This is a genomic window from Paenibacillus sp. LPE1-1-1.1, from assembly GCF_040676435.1.
GTDB lineage: Bacteria > Bacillota > Bacilli > Paenibacillales > Paenibacillaceae > Pristimantibacillus.
In genome coordinates this window covers 564127-581120 of sequence record NZ_JBEGHY010000023.1, presented here as the reverse complement: position 1 = coordinate 581120, position 16994 = coordinate 564127, and the positions used below count along the sequence as shown (strand labels likewise).

The window sequence follows — 16994 nt, the reverse complement described above, 5'->3', positions numbered from 1 at the left end:
CGGAGCAAATGCCCCGGCTGTATCTGAGTTTAACTAATCCCGGCTTTGGATGACCAGCAACAACCCTTCTTTGATCTCAATGCGCCCAACCGGCGAGAGCAGTACGTTGCTGATACCAAGAGACTGCCCGATCGACAATCGTGCATCCGTGAGCGGGTATTGAAAGCCTGTCAGCGTAATGCCTTTTACCTCCAAGGAGAGGGGGAGAAGCGAAACGTTCGGATAGCCTTGCTGTTCAATCGCAATCGCCGCCTGGTCCGTTAAAAGCGTTATTTTATTATGCCCGTCTATGATAGTTGCGGGCACCTGGAGCTCTGCGGCTAGCGCAAGCAAGTGCACGTTTGCGAGCGAGTGATCGAATCTTGTTCCGAGAGCGCCGAGCAGGATGAGCTCCCGCGGCTGCATATCCAAGGCAAGCCTTACGGCCATTTCCGTATCGGTATAGTTTTTGTCAATGGGGTCGCACGCGATGGTTTGACTGCTGTTCGTTCGAATAACGGCAAGCTCATCTTCCGAAACCGAATCGAAATCACCAATAGAGATATCCGGGCGAAAGCCCTGGGATATTAAAAAGCGTGCGCCGCTATCTGCTCCAATGAGCAAATCGGCGGTATTTATATATTCAAGAGCAAAGGCGCCTAGCTGACCGCCTGTGCAAATAACGATACGAGGCTGCATAACGTATTATCCTTTCTTCGGGGCAGTTTTACTTCAAACATTTTAAGTATAAAGCCTATTGTTCCTTAAAAACAGAGGAAGTTCAATTATTCGAACAGAGCCTCGCAGAATACTGCGAAATTTGTCGTTGCGAAACCTCTGCCTCCCAGCTAAAATGGTGAAGGAAAGTACCGGCGATCCAGGCCGGTTCATGGACGGGAAGCGAGGAGTCATTGCAGTGGATATGGACATTTTTGGGATTTTCAGTATTATCGGGACGATTGCGTTCGCTGTCAGCGGAGCGATCGTTGCGATGGAGGAAGAGTACGATATTTTGGGCGTATTCGTATTAGGCTTGGTCACGGCATTTGGCGGAGGGGTCGTCCGCAATCTCTTGATCGGCATGCCGGTAACATCGCTGTGGAGCCAGGGCTATCTGCTGAAAATAGCGTTAATCGCGATGACGATTGCGTTTGTTTTGCCGGTGATATGGATTCAGCGCTGGCGCAAAAGTGAAGCTTTTTTCGATGCGATCGGCTTGTCCGCTTTCGCCATTCAGGGCGCGTTATATGCCACCCAGATGAAGCATCCGCTTAGCGCGGTTCTCGTTGCGGCAATGCTTACGGGAATCGGCGGCGGTATCATTCGCGATGTATTGGCCGGACGCAAGCCGCTGGTGCTCAAGGATGAAATTTATGCCGTTTGGGCTATGCTTGCAGGGCTTGTCATTGGGCTCGGCTGGCTTGAATCGACCTTGGAGCTATTATTTTTATTTGTTGTCATTATTAGTTTCCGTATGCTCTCGGTATATTACAAATGGAAGCTGCCGCGCCGGTCACTTCATATCGACACCGCGCATGAACAGCAGAAAAGAGGTAACTCATGAAAGCACGTATTTTGTTCGTTTGCTTAGGCAACATTTGCCGCTCCCCGATGGCTGAAGCCGTCATGCGGCACCAGGTTGAGCAAGCAGGATTGAACGACCGCATAGAAATTGATTCTGCCGGTACCGGCGATTGGCATTTGGGCCATCCTCCCCATGAAGGAACGCGCAAGCTCCTTGACGAGCATCAGATATCTTATCAAGGCATGAAGGCTAGATTGGTAGCGGAGAGCGACTTCGAAACGTTTGATTACATTGTTTGCATGGATACAAAGAATTTGCGGGATGTCCGCGAGCTTCTTAAGAATGCGGGGACCCTGGAAAGCCGCGCGAAGGTGTTTACTTTCATGGAGCTGCTTCCAGATAAGGGGATTGCCGATGTGCCGGATCCTTATTATGACGGAAACTTTCCGTTTGTTTACGAGCTGGTGAACAGCGGCTGCAGGGAGCTGTTGAAGCGGGTCCAAGCGGATCTGAAATTAGCATAAAATTGCAAGGAATCAAAAGAAGCTGTTCTGCAGCTCCGTATCGGAGACTGCGGAACAGCTTTTTTTATTTGCAGCTATTCTACTTCGATAAAATAAGAGAGAGCCTTGTCCAGTTCTTTTTGCCAGAAGCCCCATTGATGCTTGCCGTCCTTCTCTTCGTAGAAAATCGTCGCCTGCTTCAATTCCAGCAGCGCTTTCGCGTTCCGGTTCAACGCGACGAAATCGAACACGCCCCGGTCCGTCTCATAAGCGTCCTCTTGAAGCCCGACAATCATATAAATAGTCAGCCAGCTTAGATCGCCGGCCTCTGAAATGATATTTTGCGAAACGCCGTAAAAAGCGCCGGATAATGACATCACTCGAGTAAACAGCTGCGGATAGGCGATTGCCAGATGCAGCGATACGGAGCCGCCCAAGGAATCACCGGCAAGCAAGCGATGCTCGGGTTCCGCTCTTACGGCATACCTTTCTTCGACGAACGGAATCAGCTCTTCGGCGAAGAAACGGATATAGTTCGCATGTCGATTGCCGTCTGGCGCATATTCCTCCGTACGCAGCTTTTTGTCGACATCAACGCCGACGATAATGAAGGGCTCTAGGCCCTCGTCCAAAATCAACCGGGTAGCCGTCGTTGCGATCCGTCCGAAATTGAAAAAATCTTCGCCGTCCTGACAGTATACGACAGGATAGCTCAAAACCTCGTTATAGCCGGGCGGTAAAAATATCCGTAAATTGCGAGATTGTTCAGGCAAGAAACGGCTGGGTACGGTTTCTTTCACAATCGTTCTTTTTAAATAGCGTTCATCAGTCATATCTTTCTCTCCTCATATTTGGATTCATTGAATGGAAACGAACGGTTGTGGGTAAACAATAGAAAGGTAATCAAGGGAATCACATCTATTTCTGTCTTGTTGTATTATGCTGTTATAGTAAAAAAATAAGACTGTAGCATATACAATTTCTTAAGATAATGATGAGAATCAGCGAAAAAACAAAGGTTTTTTTGTTTTTTGCTTTGACCATTTTCGTTAAACAGGTTTATAATAATTCTATAACAGAGGTAAACGATTTTCAAATATTTCGATTGAGGTGAGCGTTCAAAATGAGCAAATTGCCATACGAAGTTCAAACGGAACCGGTAACTCCGCTTTCTGTCTTGTCACTCGACGGGGAAGTTGTTAATCCGGATTTAATGCCGGCATTGTCTGATGATCAACTAAAAGAAGTTATGTACCGCATGGTATTTACCCGTACTTGGGATGAGCGCGCAGTTAACCTGGGCCGTCAAGGACGCCTCGGTTTCTACGCACCGGTATCCGGTCAAGAAGCGTCAATGATCGGCAGTGAGTATGCACTGAATAAAGATGATTTCATTTGTCCTGGCTACCGCGATATGCCTCAGATCGTATGGCATGGTTTGCCAATGTATAAAGCTTTCTTATATTCCCGCGGTCACCAAGAGGGCGGCCGTATTCCTGACGACGTGCATGTTCTTATGCCGCAAATTATTATCGGCGCACAAATTTTGCATGCAACTGGCGTAGCCATGGCATTCAAAAAGAAAAATGAAAAGCGCGTAGCTATCACATACACAGGCGATGGCGGTTCATCGGAAGGCGATTTCTACGAAGGTATGAACTTTGCCGGAGCGTATAAGCTACCGGTTATCTATGCCGTACAAAACAACGGTTATGCAATTACGACTCCTTATTCTAAACAAACAGGCGCACTGTCGATTGCACACAAAGCAGTTGCTGCCGGCATCAAAGGCGTACAAGTAGACGGCATGGACGTGCTAGCGGTTATTAAAGCCGTTCAAGAAGCAGCGGAACGCGGACGCAATGGCGAAGGCGCAACACTGATCGAGATGCTTACTTACCGTTTCCGTCCGCATTCCATGGCGGATGATACTACGAAGTACCGTACAAAAGAAGAAGAAGCAGAATGGGCGCTTAAAGACCCGCTGGTTCGCTTCGGCAAATTTTTGGAGAAAAAAGGCTTGTGGTCGGATGAAGACACAAACCGTGTGAAAGAAGAAGCAAAAGCAACGGTAAACGAGCAAATTAAAAAAACCGAAGCAGTTGAAAAAATGACTGTTGCAGGCTTGATCGATAGCATGTTTGAAACAACGCCGAAACACCTGGAAGAGCAAAAGGCCGATTTTCAATAGTAGAGGAGGATCAGACGATCATGGCTCAAATGAATATGTTGGAAGCAATTCGCGATGCGATGCGCGTAGAACTTAATCGCGACTCAAACGTTGTCATTTTCGGTGAGGACGTAGGTAAGGTCGGCGGAGTGTTCCGCGTAACAGAAGGATTGCAAGGAGAATTTGGCGAGGACCGCGTATTCGACACGCCGCTTGCCGAATCCGCGCTTGCAGGTATGGCAGTGGGAATGGGACTTCAAGGTTTCCGCCCAATCGCAGAAATCCAATTCGTTGGTTTTATATATGAAGCACTTGACCAAATGTTTGTTCAAGCAGCGCGCATGCGTTACCGTTCAGGCGGTCGTTACAATTCACCAATCGTTTTCCGTACGCCTTTCGGCGGCGGCGTAAAAGCAGCTGAGCTGCACACGGATTCGCTAGAGGGTCTGGCTATTCAAACGCCAGGTATTAAAGTCGTTATTCCTTCAAATCCTTATGATGCAAAAGGGCTGATGATCTCAGCAATCCGCGATAATGACCCTGTCTTTTTCATGGAACACCTTAACCTTTACCGTGCGTTTAAAGCTGACGTGCCGGATGGCGAATATACCGTTGAAATCGGCAAAGCGAACGTAGTCCGCGAAGGTACTGATGTAACGATCCTTACCTACGGAATGATGGTCCATACTTCGGTTAAAGCGGCAGAAGAGCTTGAAAAAACAGGCGTGAGCGTAGAGGTAATCGATCTTCGTACGCTGGTGCCGCTTGATATTGAAACCATCGTTGCATCCATTCAAAAGACGAACCGTGCAATTGTTGTTCAAGAAGCACAAAAAACTTCCGGCGCAGCAGCGGAAATTATCGCTCAAATCAACGAGCATGCCATTCTTCATTTGGAGGCTCCAGTACTTCGCGTAGCTGGACCGGATACCGTTTATCCGTTTGCGCTTGTTGAGGATGCGTGGCTTCCTTCGGTAGCGCGCGTCACTGCAGCGGTTCAAAAAGTATTGAACTTTTAAAGGAGGTTACTAGCGGTGGCTAAATTCGAATATCGTTTCCCAGAGCTCGGCGAAGGCTTGCACGAAGGCGAGATCGTGAAAGTGAACATCAAAGTCGGCGATACGGTTACAGATGATGATATTATTATGGAAGTCCAAAACGATAAAGCGATCGTTGAAGTACCTTGCCCGGTAAACGGTAAAGTGCTTGAAGTACGCGTGAAAGACGGTCAAGTCTGCCACGTTGGCGAGATTGTTGCTTTGATCGAAGCGGAAGGCGAATTGCCTGAGCAAGCAGCACCTGCAGCTGAGGCTCCTAAAGCAGAAGCTCCAGCAGCGGCGGCTCCGGCAGTTGAAGCTCCTAAGGCGGAAGCGCCTGCGGCGGCTCCGGCAGCGGCTCCTAAAGCAGCTGGCGGTCTAGTTCTTGCAACGCCAAGCGTTCGCAAGTTTGCGCGCGAGAAGGGCGTAGACCTGACTCAAGTCGGCGGAACTGGCAAAAACGGTCGCATTACCCGCGATGATGTGAACGGCTTTGGCGGCGCTCCTGCAGCTGTTACTGCGGATGCAGCGGCTCCAGCAGCTGAAACGTCAAGCAATGCAGAAGTTGCAACCAAAAATGCTGGCGAAGCAAAACCGGCGATCACGGCTTCAGGAACGGCTTACCGTCCAGAAGAGCGCGTACCGTTCAAAGGTATCCGTAAAATTATTGCGAATGCGATGTCCAAATCGGTGTACACGGCTCCTCACGTAACCATTATGGACGAAGTCGACGTAACCGAGCTTGTCGCTCTTCGCGCTAAATATAAGCCTTATGCAGAGAAAAAAGGCTCCAAGCTTACTTACTTGCCGTTCATCGTGAAAGCTCTCGTGGCAGCTTGCCGTGAGTTCCCGATCTTGAACGCGACGCTTGATGAAGCCAACCAAGAAATCGTATTGCGCAAATATTACAATATCGGAATCGCAACCGATACAGATAACGGCCTCATCGTTCCTGTAATCGAAGATGCAGACCGTAAAAACTTGTTCAAAATCGCGGATTCCATTCGTGATCTAGCTGCTCGCGGACGCGACGGCAAGCTGGCTGCCAACGAATTGAAGGGCAGCACGATTTCGATATCGAACATTGGTTCGGCTGGCGGCATGTTCTTCACACCGGTTATCAACTTCCCTGAGGTTGCTATTCTCGGTACGGGCAGAATTACGGAGAAAGCAATTGTGCGCAACGGCGAGATCGTAGCTGCTCCGGTAATGGCACTTTCACTCAGCTTTGACCACCGTCTCATCGACGGCGCAACGGCACAAAATTTTATGAATTACATCAAAACACTTCTGGGCCAACCGGAATTGTTCATAATGGAGGTATAAGACATGGTCGTAGGTGATGCTTCCCTTGATATTGACACTCTAGTCATTGGTGCGGGCCCAGGCGGTTACGTAGCAGCCATCCGTGCTGCTCAGCTTGGTCAAAACGTACTTATCGTGGATAAAGAATATGTAGGCGGCGTATGCTTGAATGTGGGCTGTATTCCATCGAAAGCACTTATCTCTGCTTCCCATCAATATGAGTCAATCAGCCACGCTTCCGCTTTCGGTATCGAAGTTGGCGAAGCGAAGGTTGACTTCACGAAAGTGCAAGAGTTTAAAGCGGGTATCGTCAAAAAATTGACAGGCGGCGTTGCTTCTCTTTTGAAAGCAAACAAAGTCCAATATTTCCAAGGCGAAGTTATGTTTATTAACGAAAACGAAGCGCGTGTTTTCAACGATCAAGAAGCGCCGCGCTACCGTTTCAAAAACTGCATTATCGCTACGGGTTCCCGTCCGATCGAACTAAAAGCATTCCCTTACGGCGGCCGTATCGTTTCTTCGACTGGCGCATTGTCCTTGCCGGAAATTCCGAAGAGCCTTGTTGTAATCGGCGGCGGCTACATTGGAATCGAGCTTGGCCAAATGTATTCCAAATTCGGCACTAAAGTAACCGTAATCGAAGGTTCGGATGCGATTTTGCCAGGCTTTGACAAAGATATGTCTTCCATCGTCGCGAAGAAACTGAAAAGCACGAATGTCGATATCATTACCGGCGCACAAGCAAAAGGCGCTGAGCAAACGGATAAAGACGTTACCGTGACTTATACAGTAGGCGACAAAGAAGAAAAAGTAACGGCAGATTACTTGCTTGTAACGGTAGGACGCCGTCCAAATACCGATGGCGAGCTTGGCCTTGACCTTATCAACGTTAAGCTGTCCGATCGCGGACTAGTTGAAGTTGATGAGCAGTGCCGTACGAACATCCCGCACATCTACGCGATTGGCGACATCATTGCAGGACCTGCTCTTGCACACAAAGCAATGTATGAAGGCCGAGTAGCTGCTGAAGCCATTTCAGGTCAAGCAAGCGTGATTGATTATAAATGCGTTCCAGCTGTTTGCTTCTCTGATCCTGAATGCGCAAGCGTTGGCCTCAGCGAGAAAGAAGCGAAAGACAAAGGCCATAACGTTAAAGTCGGCAAATTCCCGTTCGCAATCAATGGACGCGCAATGTCGCTTAACGCTAACGAAGGTTTTGTGAAGCTCGTATCCGATGCAGACTCCGGTCTTGTACTCGGCGCGCAAATTATCGGTCTTGAAGCTTCCAATATGATCGCTGAGCTTGCTTTGGCAATCGAAATGGGTGCAACGCTCGAGGATATCGCGCTAACGATCCATGCTCATCCAACGCTTGGAGAGATCGTGCTTGACGCAGCTGAAGTTGCGCTTGGTCACCCGATCCATACTTTCATTAAATAATTGGAATCATCGCTGTTATTAAGCGCTCAAAGAGGTCACGCGGCTCCCCAGCCGACGGGGCCTCTTTGTGCTTCTAGAGCATCCAATCCAACAAAAAAGGGAGATCGGTCACATGGAAGAAACGAAGAAGCCCGCAAGCGAATCCAGAACGACGATGACGCAGCTTATATTTCCGCTGGATACCAACCCTTATGAGACGATGTTTGGCGGCAAGGTTATGGAATACATGGATAAGGTAGCCGCAATCGCAGCTATGCGCCATGCGCGAATGCAGGCCGTAACCGCCTCTACCGACAGCCTTGATTTTCTGGCTCCGATCCGGGTTGGGGAAGTCATTGAGGTTGAGGCATTCGTTACTTGGACGAATCGCAGCTCCATGGAGGTCTATGTGTCTGTGATATCGGAAAATTTGTTCAGCGGCCTTCGGAAAACGACCGTTACCGCCTTTTTTACGTTTGTTGGATTAGATGAAAACGGTAAACCGGCGACCGTCCCAACCGTTATTCCGGTCACCGATGAGGAAAAAAAGCTGCATGCTTCAGCACCTGAGCGATATGCCCTCCGGAAAAAACGAAAACAGGACAGACAACGCGGATAATGGTATAATAAATTGTTATTTTTACGATTTTTGTTACATGATAGGGGTGCTGAATCCAGATGAGTAAAAGCGAGCAAACTTATTTGCAATTGTTAAAATATGTTTTAGAGCATGGAACAAAAAAGGAAGACCGTACGGGAACCGGGACGGTCTCTACCTTCGGTTATCAAATGCGGTTTGATCTCAGCGAAGGATTTCCTTTGCTTACGACAAAACGGGTTCCTTTCCGGCTAATTGCCAGTGAGCTTATCTGGTTTATACAAGGCGATACGAATATTCGTTATCTGCTTCAACACAATAATAATATTTGGAATGAATGGGCGTTTAAGAAATGGATCGAAAGCGATGCCTACGCGGGCCCAGACATGACGAACTTTGGTTTGCGGGCACAATCCGATGCCGAATTTGCAGCCGAGTACGATCAGCAAATGGAACTTTTCAAACAGCGTGTATTGACGGATGACTCTTTTGCCGAACAATTCGGGGAGCTCGGCAATGTTTACGGCAAGCAGTGGCGGGAGTGGAAAACCTCTCAAGGCGAAACGATTGACCAGTTGAAGGATGTCATTCAGACGATAAAGAATAACCCGGATTCAAGAAGGCTGATCGTATCTGCATGGAATCCGGAGGATGTACCGCGCAATATGGCGCTGCCTCCATGCCATACGATGTTTCAGTTTTACGTGACGGACGGAAAGCTTTCCTGCCAGCTCTATCAGCGCAGTGCGGACATTTTTCTCGGCATACCTTTTAATATTGCGAGCTATGCGCTGCTTACACACATGATTGCTCATGAATGCGGACTACAAGCAGGGGATTTTATCCATACGCTTGGAGACGCTCATATCTATACCAATCATTTGGAGCAGATCGAAATACAGCTAAACCGTGAGCAGAAGGCACTGCCTAAGCTCAAGCTCAACGCCGATAAAACGTCGATCTTTGATTTTGCGGTGGAGGATTTGAGTATTGAGGGCTACGAACCGCATCCAGCCATAAAAGCGCCAGTTGCCGTTTAAAATAAAGCAAAGCCTAAAGATAGAAAGGTGCAGATGTGCATGTCTGTTACATTGATTGCTGCAATGGATCGAAACCGTACGATTGGCATTGGCAACAAGCTTCCTTGGCGTTTGCCGGCGGAAATGGCATTTTTCACGAAATCAACATTAGGGAAAACCGTGTTGATGGGGCGAAAGACATTTGAATCGCTGCCGAAGCCGCTGAAAGACCGCCGCAATGTCGTTTTGACGCGTCAAAACGATTTTCATCCCGAAGGCTGCGAAGTCATTCATTCGATTGAGGAAGCTCTTGAACGAATGAATGACGATGAGCTGGTTGTCATAGGCGGAGCTGATATTTACGCACAGTTTCTTCCATACGCGGATAAGATACTGCTGACGGAAGTTGATGTCGAAATAGAGGGCGGAGACGCGTTCTTTCCAGCGTTCTCTGAATCGGAATGGAATCTTATGGAAAGCGAATCGCGCGACAGCGATGAAAAGAATAAGTATTCCTTTACGTTTCAGACATTCATTCGCCAATCCTAGCTGTTACAGAAGCTAAAAGCGAACGTTTGACGAACGATATGTCATAAAGTGCAAATGATTGTACGGATAATCCATTAACGATTTTAGCACATGAATGCTAGGATGTTGTAAAATAGTAAACGAGTGCTTTTGACAAAATATTCGTTTTTGAGAAAGTTTGTTATTGAATATTTGATGGATTCCCGATATAGTTTGAAAGAGAATCGAAACATAGGTTAACGGGAAATATGGATGGAGGAAATGCGATCATGTCTACACCTACTGGTTTTATGGAATATCAACGCGAACTGCCGGCCGATCGCGACCCGCTGGAGCGTATCAAGGATTGGCAAGAGTTTCATAAGCATTTTTCGGATGAACAGCTAAAGACGCAGGGAGCTCGCTGCATGGACTGTGGTACGCCATATTGCCATACAGGCATGGAGCTGGCAGGCTCTGTTTCAGGTTGTCCGGTGAACAATTTGATTCCGGAATGGAATAACTTGATTTATCGCGGGTTATGGCGCGAAGCGCTTGACCGTCTGCATAAAACGAATAACTTCCCGGAATTCACAGGCCGCGTTTGTCCGGCTCCATGTGAGGGATCTTGTACGGTTGGATTGATTGGCGATGCGGTTACGATTAAAACCATCGAACAAGCGATCATTGATCGCGGTTTTGACGAAGGCTGGGTTGTTCCTCAGCCGCCTAAAGTACGCACAGGCAAACGTATTGCTGTCGTAGGTTCCGGACCTGCGGGTATGGCAACGGCTGCTCAGCTTAACAAAGCAGGCCATACCGTAACCGTTTATGAACGCGCAGACCGCATCGGCGGCTTGCTCACATACGGCATCCCTACAATGAAGCTGGAGAAGCATGTGGTTCAGCGCCGCGTCGATTTGATGGCTGCAGAAGGCGTTGAGTTTGTAACCAATACGGAAATCGGCAAAGATATTACAGCTAACGAGCTTGTCGAGAACTTTGACGCCGTTGTGCTTTGCGGCGGTTCTACAAGAGCGCGCGACGTGCAAATGGAAGGCCGTGATTTGAACGGCGTTCACATGGCGATGGATTATCTTAATGGCACGATCAAGAGCTACCTTGATTCCAATCTTGAAGATGGCAACTATATTTCCGCTAAAGACAAGGATGTAATCGTTATTGGCGGCGGCGATACGGGTACTGACTGCGTTGCGACTGCTTTGCGTCACGGCTGCAAGTCGGTTACGCAATTCGGTACGCATGCCAAAGCTCCGCTGGAGCGTGACAGTGTGAACAATCCTTGGCCGCAATTCCCGAATGTTTACACGCTTGATTATGCTCAAGAAGAAGCGAAAGCACTATTTGGCGAAGACCCGCGCGCATTCTCCGTATTGACGAAGAAATTTGTCGGCGACGGAAACGGAAACCTGAAAGAGCTTCATACCGTTCAAATTGAGCGCACGGTTGATGAAACTGGCCGTAAAATATATAGCGAAATTCCTGGAACCGAAAAAGTATGGCCTGCGGATCTCGTATTTATCGCAGTAGGCTTCGAAGGTCCTGAGACAACGCTGATCGAACAGCTTGGCCTTGCACAAGACAAACGTACAAACGTAAAAGCAAGATACGGCAAATATACGACAAATGTCGACAAAGTATTTGCCGCAGGCGATATGCGCCGCGGACAAAGCTTGGTTGTCTGGGCAATCAACGAGGGCCGCGAAGCAGCTCGAGAGGTAGACAAATATTTGATGGGTTCTTCGATGCTTCCATAAAGAGCCGGTAGTCAATCAGAAAAGCTTAATAAGAGTGAAGAGAAGCGCCTTCGGGCGCTTTTCTTGATGTATAAGAATTTAAATGTTTACGCATGACGAATGCCTTGAAATAATTTCTGAACGGAGGGATTGTCCCATGATTAAATATGGATTAGATCGAATAACAGAGCTTAAGTTCCGCTCCTTCCAGCCTATTATTGAACAAAGGGATGAGCAGTGGGTCGATATTGCGCTGCGTTTTGAGCTTGAACCAGAGACTGAAGTCCCGGAAGATCTGATTGATTTTTCGGCACTTGTCATTTGCACGATCGACGGAACGATTGCGCAAATCGTTCCGCATGACGAAGGCTGCGATTGCGAATACCAATTCACGGTAAGTGAAAAAGAGCAAATCACTGCATTTATTTTGCAGCCGGCCGTACAAGAAGCGATTCGAAAACTAGGTTCACCGTTTTAAGGAAAGATGTGGTAAAATCGGTTTGAGATGACGCAAAGGAGCGAATCGTCATGCCAGCCGAAGAAGCCTATGTCCTGTCTCCGACGGACGTTCGGAACATCAAAAGCTACGTTCAGCATAAATACGCAGCGATGCCGCAAGAAAAGCGCGCAGAAATCGTAGCGGACGCGGTCAAACGAATCATACATAAGCAATTGCCGAATTTCGAGGGCAGCATCAAACGTACCGTCACGGAAATGTTGATTAGGACCGTTGTATTGGAAAGACAAGGCCCCGTAAGAGCCGATGATATATTCCAAGCTTGTTTAGCTCTCGACCGAACGGATTCGTCGATATTTGAACCGATTCATGACTGGTTGGAAAATTTGCTTCATATAAGCTGTCAGAAGCCCCTCATGAAGCGTATAATGGACGAGCTGTCCGAGACCTTGGGACAATCGGATTCCGTAACGAAAATTGCTGAGAACGGCATTCTGGGGCTTCTAAAAGGAAAATTGATTGCCGAGGGCGTCGCGCTTGGCAGCACTGCACCAGCTGCGGTACAAGCAGAGATCATTGAACTCCCTCAGCAAAAGTGGCGAAATCTGTTTTCAGAGAAAACAAGCTTGCGATCTTATATTTACAGCATGCTTTGTTTGTTCCTCATCGCGGCAAGCTTATTGTATGGATGGTCCTTAAGCAAGCCATCGCCCTATAAGCTTCAGCCGCCAGCCGCGCTGATGCCCGCTGAGCCGCCAATCGTATCGTTAAGCGGGCTTCCATCCGAACTTCGCTACAATGACATTGATAAGAAACGTTTAAAGCAATTTTTGGAATCCAAATCCTCTGTTTTGGCCGAACCGCCTTATTTCGACGCGATCGTCTCTGCCGCACATGCTTTCGATATCCATCCTGTTATTTTATTTGCTATCACGGGACAAGAGCAGGGCTTTGTGCCTAAAACGAATAAGCAGCATAAACAAATCGCAAATAATCCTTTTAACGTGTTTCATAGCTGGCAGGAGTTTAATACCGATATCAAAGAATCCGCTGAAATCGCGGCAAGAACCGTTTCTAACTTGAGCAAAGACCGGCCGGCCGAGACAGACCCTTTTAAATGGATCAATCGAAAATACGCGGAGGATCCGAAATGGTCAGACGGCGTTCGGTCGATTTTCGCATCGATCATGAAGTATTTGGAGAACCCGCCAGTCCAATAATTGCGAGCGGCAATCTTTCATAAATAGCCATATAAAAGAACCCAATTGGGATAAACGTCCCGTTGGGTTTTATTTTTTTTCAGCGATTTCCATTCTCGGAAAAGGCGAAAAGGATTCCATTTTGACCGGGAAGTCTGTAAAATGTTTAAGAGGAAATCCAGTGCAGGGCTGGCTGAAGCCGAATGCGGCTTGGCCAAACGGCCCGGCTTGCGAAATGCTTAACGAAGGAGCGAATATCTTTTGAAGACATTAATCATTGCGGAAAAACCCGATATGGGGCGAAACATTGCTGCCGCAATCGATCCAAAAGCAAAAAATCACCGTTCCTACATAGAAGGCGAACACTATATCATTACATGGGCAATCGGTCATTTAATTGGACTGGCGGAGCCCGATGCTTACGATGACCGTTACAAGAAATGGAATATTAATGATCTTCCCATTATTCCGGCGCAGTTCAAGCTTGTGCCAAACAAAAAAACAATCGATCAGCTTAAAGTAATTGGCGATCTTGCAAAACGGAGCAATCTGCTTGTAAACTCCTGCGATGCGGGGCGTGAGGGACAGTATATTTTTTCATTGATCCAGCGTCATTTAAAGCTTAGCCAGCCGGTTAAGCGGCTGTGGATATCGGATTTAACGCCAGAGACGATCCGCAAAGGATTCGAGGAATTGAAAGAGGGAGCGGAATACGAGAATTTAACCAGGGCCGCCACGGCAAGAAGCGAAGCGGATTGGCTGATTGGCATGAATGGATCCCGGGCATTTACGACCAAGCATAATGTGCTGCTCTCCGTTGGCCGCGTGCAGACGCCTGTCTTGGCGCTTATTTACGACCGCCAGAAGCAGATTGAGGCGTTCTCTTCCTTGAAGTTTTTTGAGCTGGAAGGTCATTTCACCCAAATGGAGATGTCCTACAAAGGCATGTGGCAGGGCGAGCGAGCAACCGATCAAGCAAAGGTTGAAGCGATCGCGGCCAAGGTCAAGGGGAAACAGGGACGGATTGCTTCCTACGAGGTGAAAGAGACGAAGGAGTATCCCTTCAAGCTTTATGATCTAACGCTGTTGCAGCGGGAAGCAAACGGCAAGTATGCTTTTTCGGCGAAAAAGACTTTGGATACGGCGCAAGCGCTATATGAGAAACATAAGGTGATTTCCTATCCGAGAACGAATTCGAACTATGTCACGGAACAGAACATTCCGGAGATGCACAAAACGTTAAACGCCCTTCAAGGCACGGTATACGATGAGCTTGTAAAAGGGGCAAACCGAAACCTTGTGCATAAGGGAAATAAATTTATTTGCAATCCGACAAAGGTCGAGGACCATCATGCGATTTTGCCGACAAACCGCAAGGCAAACGGTTTAAGTCCCGATGAGCAGAAGCTGTATGATTTAATCGTTCGGCGATTTCTGTCCCAGTTTTATCCTCCAGCCGAATACAAAGTGCATACCGTTTTGACCGAGGTAGAAAACGAACAATTCAAAACAACGGTTAAGGAGCTTTTAAGCTTAGGCTGGAAGGTTATTTATGCCGATCAGAAGAAAGAGAAGGCAAAATCCACTGTAAAAAGCAAGGATAAAGAGGATTCTGAAGAGGAAGAAATCGAAGTTAACGAGCCCTTCTCGATTCAGGCGGAAGAAAGTATTCTATGCTCGGATGCCATTGTGAAAGAAAAGGATACGCAGCCTCCTAAGCATTACACGGAAGGAACGCTGCTGAAGGCGATGGAGAGCGCTGGCAAGCAGATCGAAGACGAGGACGTGCGCGATGCGATGAAAGATTCGGGCTTAGGTACGCCTGCCACGCGCGCAGCAACGATTGAACGGCTGAAAAACGTCGGTTATGTGGAAATGCAGGGCAAGAAGATCCAGGTCACGCAAAAAGGCAGAACAGCCATTGAGCTTATTCGCGGGGCTGGCATCGATTTACTTACCTCGCCGGAAATGACGGGTCTTTGGGAGCGTCGTTTGAATGAAATATCGAGAGGGACGGCGTCAGACGGTCAATTTATGGAAAATGTAAAGAAATTCGCGACCATGATCGTAGACAAGGTTCGGATTCAATCCCGTGCAGCAAAAACATCATTTGAAAGCGAACCATCGGCTGCAAGCAAAGGATCTCCTGGTAAGGCTGCAGCTGCACGGACTCGTTCTGCAAAACCAAAGGCACCGGGAACAACAAAAAAAAGCGCTGCAGCGACTGCAGCAGCTCCAGGAAGCATAACGATGATCGCCTCCTGTCCGCGGCCGGGCTGCGGCGGTTCGATTTTTATGGGACGCAAGGGCTATGGCTGCTCGCATTACAAGGAAGGCTGTAAATTCGTGATCTGGAAGGAAAGCTATGGACGGAGCTTAACGGATTCACAGGTCAAGGCTTTAGTGGAGAAGGGAAAGACTACGAAGCTGAAGCTCGAATTGGCAGACGGCACGCCTAGTGAGGGCAGAATCGTAATCAGAAATATAGATACAGGCGAACTGGCAATCGAGCAATAATGAATAAGCCGGATTACAGTAAAGACCCGAATTTATCTCGTGTTGATGAGATGAATTCGGGTCTATTTGTTATTGTTATATTTCGCAGTGAAACGAGCGTTCGGCGCATACCATGCCGACAGCCGTTTACGTTTATCGGCGTTTAGTTTAACGGTTCACGTAACCATGGATCGCGTCAGGAACGTCCTTCAAATGATCAAGGGTTAAAAAAGCGCCCTTAGGCTCTACTTCAATTTGAATAACGTTATACTCCCATTCGGATACCGCACGCATATGAATGGCATGGATACCGGCCGTTAAAGCAGGAACGACATCCGTTCGTATGGAGTTGCCGATCATCCAGGTGCTGCTGCGGTTAAATACGCCTGTGGAGAGAATATTCTCTAACGCGTCACTATTCTTTAACCGGCGGATATAAATCCGCGACTCAAAATAACGCTCCAAATTCATTTTCTCGATCTTTCTGCGCTGTATTGGCATCTCGCCACCCGTATACAGATGAAGCTCGTGTCCGGCTTCAGCGAGTGAGAAAAGCGTTTGTTCCATGTTGGGATAGGGCTCGGTATCATGCTCATAAACGCTGAGACCAAGCTTCCATAAAAAGTTTTCCTCATTGGTTGAACGCTTGCGCCCAGTTAGATGAGAGAAGTGAATGTAGGTGTCGACAAAGGATTGCGGGAAATGCTCGCTCTTAAAGCCAAATACAGCAACACCCGCAATATCGATCTCCATTTGCTTGTCTCGGATGGCTTGGACAGACACTTGCGGTGAGCTGCCGAACCAAGTAGTCATCGCGTCAATAAACTGGTCAATCACCAAATAAAAATATTTGTTACAGTGAATTAAGGTATCGTCGAGGTCAAACATAATTTGCTGCTTCATAGATACGATCTCCTTTGCGGTACTTGAAACTGTATGATCAATCTACCGCAAGTGGAGGGAGGAGTCAATGTATGGGAGAAGGCTAGGATAACTTTTACATAATTTATCCAGAAAAAAGGC

16 protein-coding genes are annotated in these 16994 nt (G+C 47.8%); 13 read left to right on the top strand and 3 right to left on the bottom strand.

All coding sequences use genetic code 11. From position 1 onward, the window contains the following. Positions 1 to 33: 33 nt before the first annotated feature. Complete coding sequence (locus tag MRBLPE1_RS19330) at positions 34 to 678, bottom strand: thiamine diphosphokinase (protein ID WP_364148513.1); 645 nt, start codon at positions 676 to 678, stop codon at positions 34 to 36. Positions 679 to 901: 223 nt separating this feature from the next. On the opposite strand from MRBLPE1_RS19330, the gene MRBLPE1_RS19325 reads away from it, so the two are divergent. Beyond that, positions 902 to 1543, top strand: coding sequence for a trimeric intracellular cation channel family protein (locus MRBLPE1_RS19325; protein WP_364149749.1), 642 nt, complete (start codon positions 902 to 904; stop codon positions 1541 to 1543). After that, the gene (locus MRBLPE1_RS19320) at positions 1540 to 2028 is read left to right on the top strand and encodes a low molecular weight protein-tyrosine-phosphatase (protein WP_364148510.1); all 489 of its coding nucleotides are present in this window, start codon (positions 1540 to 1542) and stop codon (positions 2026 to 2028) included. Before MRBLPE1_RS19325 ends, MRBLPE1_RS19320 begins: the two co-directional genes overlap by 4 nt. A 74-nt stretch (positions 2029 to 2102) precedes the next feature. Here MRBLPE1_RS19320 and MRBLPE1_RS19315 read toward each other — a convergent pair whose 3' ends face one another. Then, the gene (locus tag MRBLPE1_RS19315; RefSeq protein ID WP_364148507.1) at positions 2103 to 2840 is read right to left on the bottom strand and encodes an alpha/beta hydrolase; all 738 of its coding nucleotides are present in this window, start codon (positions 2838 to 2840) and stop codon (positions 2103 to 2105) included. A gap of 290 nt (positions 2841 to 3130) precedes the next feature. On the opposite strand from MRBLPE1_RS19315, the gene pdhA reads away from it, so the two are divergent. The 11 genes from pdhA (at position 3131) to MRBLPE1_RS19260 (ending at position 15992) form a co-directional block, all read left to right on the top strand. Then, positions 3131 to 4198 carry a pyruvate dehydrogenase (acetyl-transferring) E1 component subunit alpha gene (gene pdhA / locus MRBLPE1_RS19310; protein WP_364148504.1) on the top strand — a complete coding sequence of 356 codons (1068 nt, stop codon included), beginning with the start codon at positions 3131 to 3133 and terminating at the stop codon, positions 4196 to 4198. A 20-nt stretch (positions 4199 to 4218) separates the two neighbouring features. Then, positions 4219 to 5196: an alpha-ketoacid dehydrogenase subunit beta gene (locus tag MRBLPE1_RS19305; RefSeq protein ID WP_364148502.1), complete on the top strand. Its 978-nt coding sequence runs from the start codon at positions 4219 to 4221 to the stop codon at positions 5194 to 5196. Between the two features lie 15 nt (positions 5197 to 5211). Further along, the gene (locus MRBLPE1_RS19300; protein WP_364148499.1) at positions 5212 to 6540 is read left to right on the top strand and encodes a dihydrolipoamide acetyltransferase family protein; all 1329 of its coding nucleotides are present in this window, start codon (positions 5212 to 5214) and stop codon (positions 6538 to 6540) included. 3 nt (positions 6541 to 6543) lie between these two features. Then, positions 6544 to 7959: a dihydrolipoyl dehydrogenase gene (gene lpdA / locus MRBLPE1_RS19295; protein ID WP_364148496.1), complete on the top strand. Its 1416-nt coding sequence runs from the start codon at positions 6544 to 6546 to the stop codon at positions 7957 to 7959. Positions 7960 to 8071: 112 nt separating this feature from the next. Continuing rightward, the gene (locus MRBLPE1_RS19290) at positions 8072 to 8557 is read left to right on the top strand and encodes an acyl-CoA thioesterase (RefSeq protein WP_364148493.1); all 486 of its coding nucleotides are present in this window, start codon (positions 8072 to 8074) and stop codon (positions 8555 to 8557) included. A gap of 59 nt (positions 8558 to 8616) precedes the next feature. Further along, positions 8617 to 9576, top strand: coding sequence for a thymidylate synthase (locus tag MRBLPE1_RS19285; protein ID WP_364148490.1), 960 nt, complete (start codon positions 8617 to 8619; stop codon positions 9574 to 9576). A gap of 39 nt (positions 9577 to 9615) precedes the next feature. After that, positions 9616 to 10104 carry a dihydrofolate reductase gene (locus MRBLPE1_RS19280; protein ID WP_364148488.1) on the top strand — a complete coding sequence of 163 codons (489 nt, stop codon included), beginning with the start codon at positions 9616 to 9618 and terminating at the stop codon, positions 10102 to 10104. Positions 10105 to 10352: 248 nt separating this feature from the next. Next, positions 10353 to 11840, top strand: a complete 1488-nt coding sequence (locus MRBLPE1_RS19275) for a glutamate synthase subunit beta (RefSeq protein ID WP_364148485.1) — start codon at positions 10353 to 10355, stop codon at positions 11838 to 11840. A 136-nt stretch (positions 11841 to 11976) separates the two neighbouring features. Next, the gene (locus MRBLPE1_RS19270; protein ID WP_364148484.1) at positions 11977 to 12297 is read left to right on the top strand and encodes a hypothetical protein; all 321 of its coding nucleotides are present in this window, start codon (positions 11977 to 11979) and stop codon (positions 12295 to 12297) included. 50 nt (positions 12298 to 12347) lie between these two features. Further along, the gene (locus tag MRBLPE1_RS19265) at positions 12348 to 13496 is read left to right on the top strand and encodes a hypothetical protein (RefSeq protein ID WP_364148481.1); all 1149 of its coding nucleotides are present in this window, start codon (positions 12348 to 12350) and stop codon (positions 13494 to 13496) included. Between the two features lie 240 nt (positions 13497 to 13736). Beyond that, a complete protein-coding gene (locus MRBLPE1_RS19260; protein ID WP_364148479.1) occupies positions 13737 to 15992 on the top strand; it encodes a type IA DNA topoisomerase in 2256 nt (751 codons plus the stop codon). Positions 15993 to 16139: 147 nt separating this feature from the next. On the opposite strand, the gene MRBLPE1_RS19255 is transcribed toward MRBLPE1_RS19260, so the two are convergent. Beyond that, on the bottom strand, positions 16140 to 16874 hold the full coding sequence (locus MRBLPE1_RS19255) for an HAD family hydrolase (RefSeq protein WP_364148476.1): 735 nt from the start codon (positions 16872 to 16874) through the stop codon (positions 16140 to 16142). Positions 16875 to 16994: the final 120 nt, after the last annotated feature.

Bases quoted from the DNA above. Each gene is read 5' to 3' on its own strand.
- MRBLPE1_RS19330 (WP_364148513.1), bottom strand. From the start codon at position 678: ATGCAGCCTCGTATCGTTATTTGCACAGGCGGTCAGCTAGGCGCCTTT.
- MRBLPE1_RS19325 (WP_364149749.1), top strand. From the start codon at position 902: ATGGACATTTTTGGGATTTTCAGTATTATCGGGACGATTGCGTTCGCT.
- MRBLPE1_RS19320 (WP_364148510.1), top strand. From the start codon at position 1,540: ATGAAAGCACGTATTTTGTTCGTTTGCTTAGGCAACATTTGCCGCTCC.
- MRBLPE1_RS19315 (WP_364148507.1), bottom strand. From the start codon at position 2,840: ATGACTGATGAACGCTATTTAAAAAGAACGATTGTGAAAGAAACCGTA.
- pdhA (WP_364148504.1), top strand. From the start codon at position 3,131: ATGAGCAAATTGCCATACGAAGTTCAAACGGAACCGGTAACTCCGCTT.
- MRBLPE1_RS19305 (WP_364148502.1), top strand. From the start codon at position 4,219: ATGGCTCAAATGAATATGTTGGAAGCAATTCGCGATGCGATGCGCGTA.
- lpdA (WP_364148496.1), top strand. From the start codon at position 6,544: ATGGTCGTAGGTGATGCTTCCCTTGATATTGACACTCTAGTCATTGGT.
- MRBLPE1_RS19290 (WP_364148493.1), top strand. From the start codon at position 8,072: ATGGAAGAAACGAAGAAGCCCGCAAGCGAATCCAGAACGACGATGACG.
- MRBLPE1_RS19285 (WP_364148490.1), top strand. From the start codon at position 8,617: ATGAGTAAAAGCGAGCAAACTTATTTGCAATTGTTAAAATATGTTTTA.
- MRBLPE1_RS19280 (WP_364148488.1), top strand. From the start codon at position 9,616: ATGTCTGTTACATTGATTGCTGCAATGGATCGAAACCGTACGATTGGC.
- MRBLPE1_RS19275 (WP_364148485.1), top strand. From the start codon at position 10,353: ATGTCTACACCTACTGGTTTTATGGAATATCAACGCGAACTGCCGGCC.
- MRBLPE1_RS19270 (WP_364148484.1), top strand. From the start codon at position 11,977: ATGATTAAATATGGATTAGATCGAATAACAGAGCTTAAGTTCCGCTCC.
- MRBLPE1_RS19265 (WP_364148481.1), top strand. From the start codon at position 12,348: ATGCCAGCCGAAGAAGCCTATGTCCTGTCTCCGACGGACGTTCGGAAC.
- MRBLPE1_RS19255 (WP_364148476.1), bottom strand. From the start codon at position 16,874: ATGAAGCAGCAAATTATGTTTGACCTCGACGATACCTTAATTCACTGT.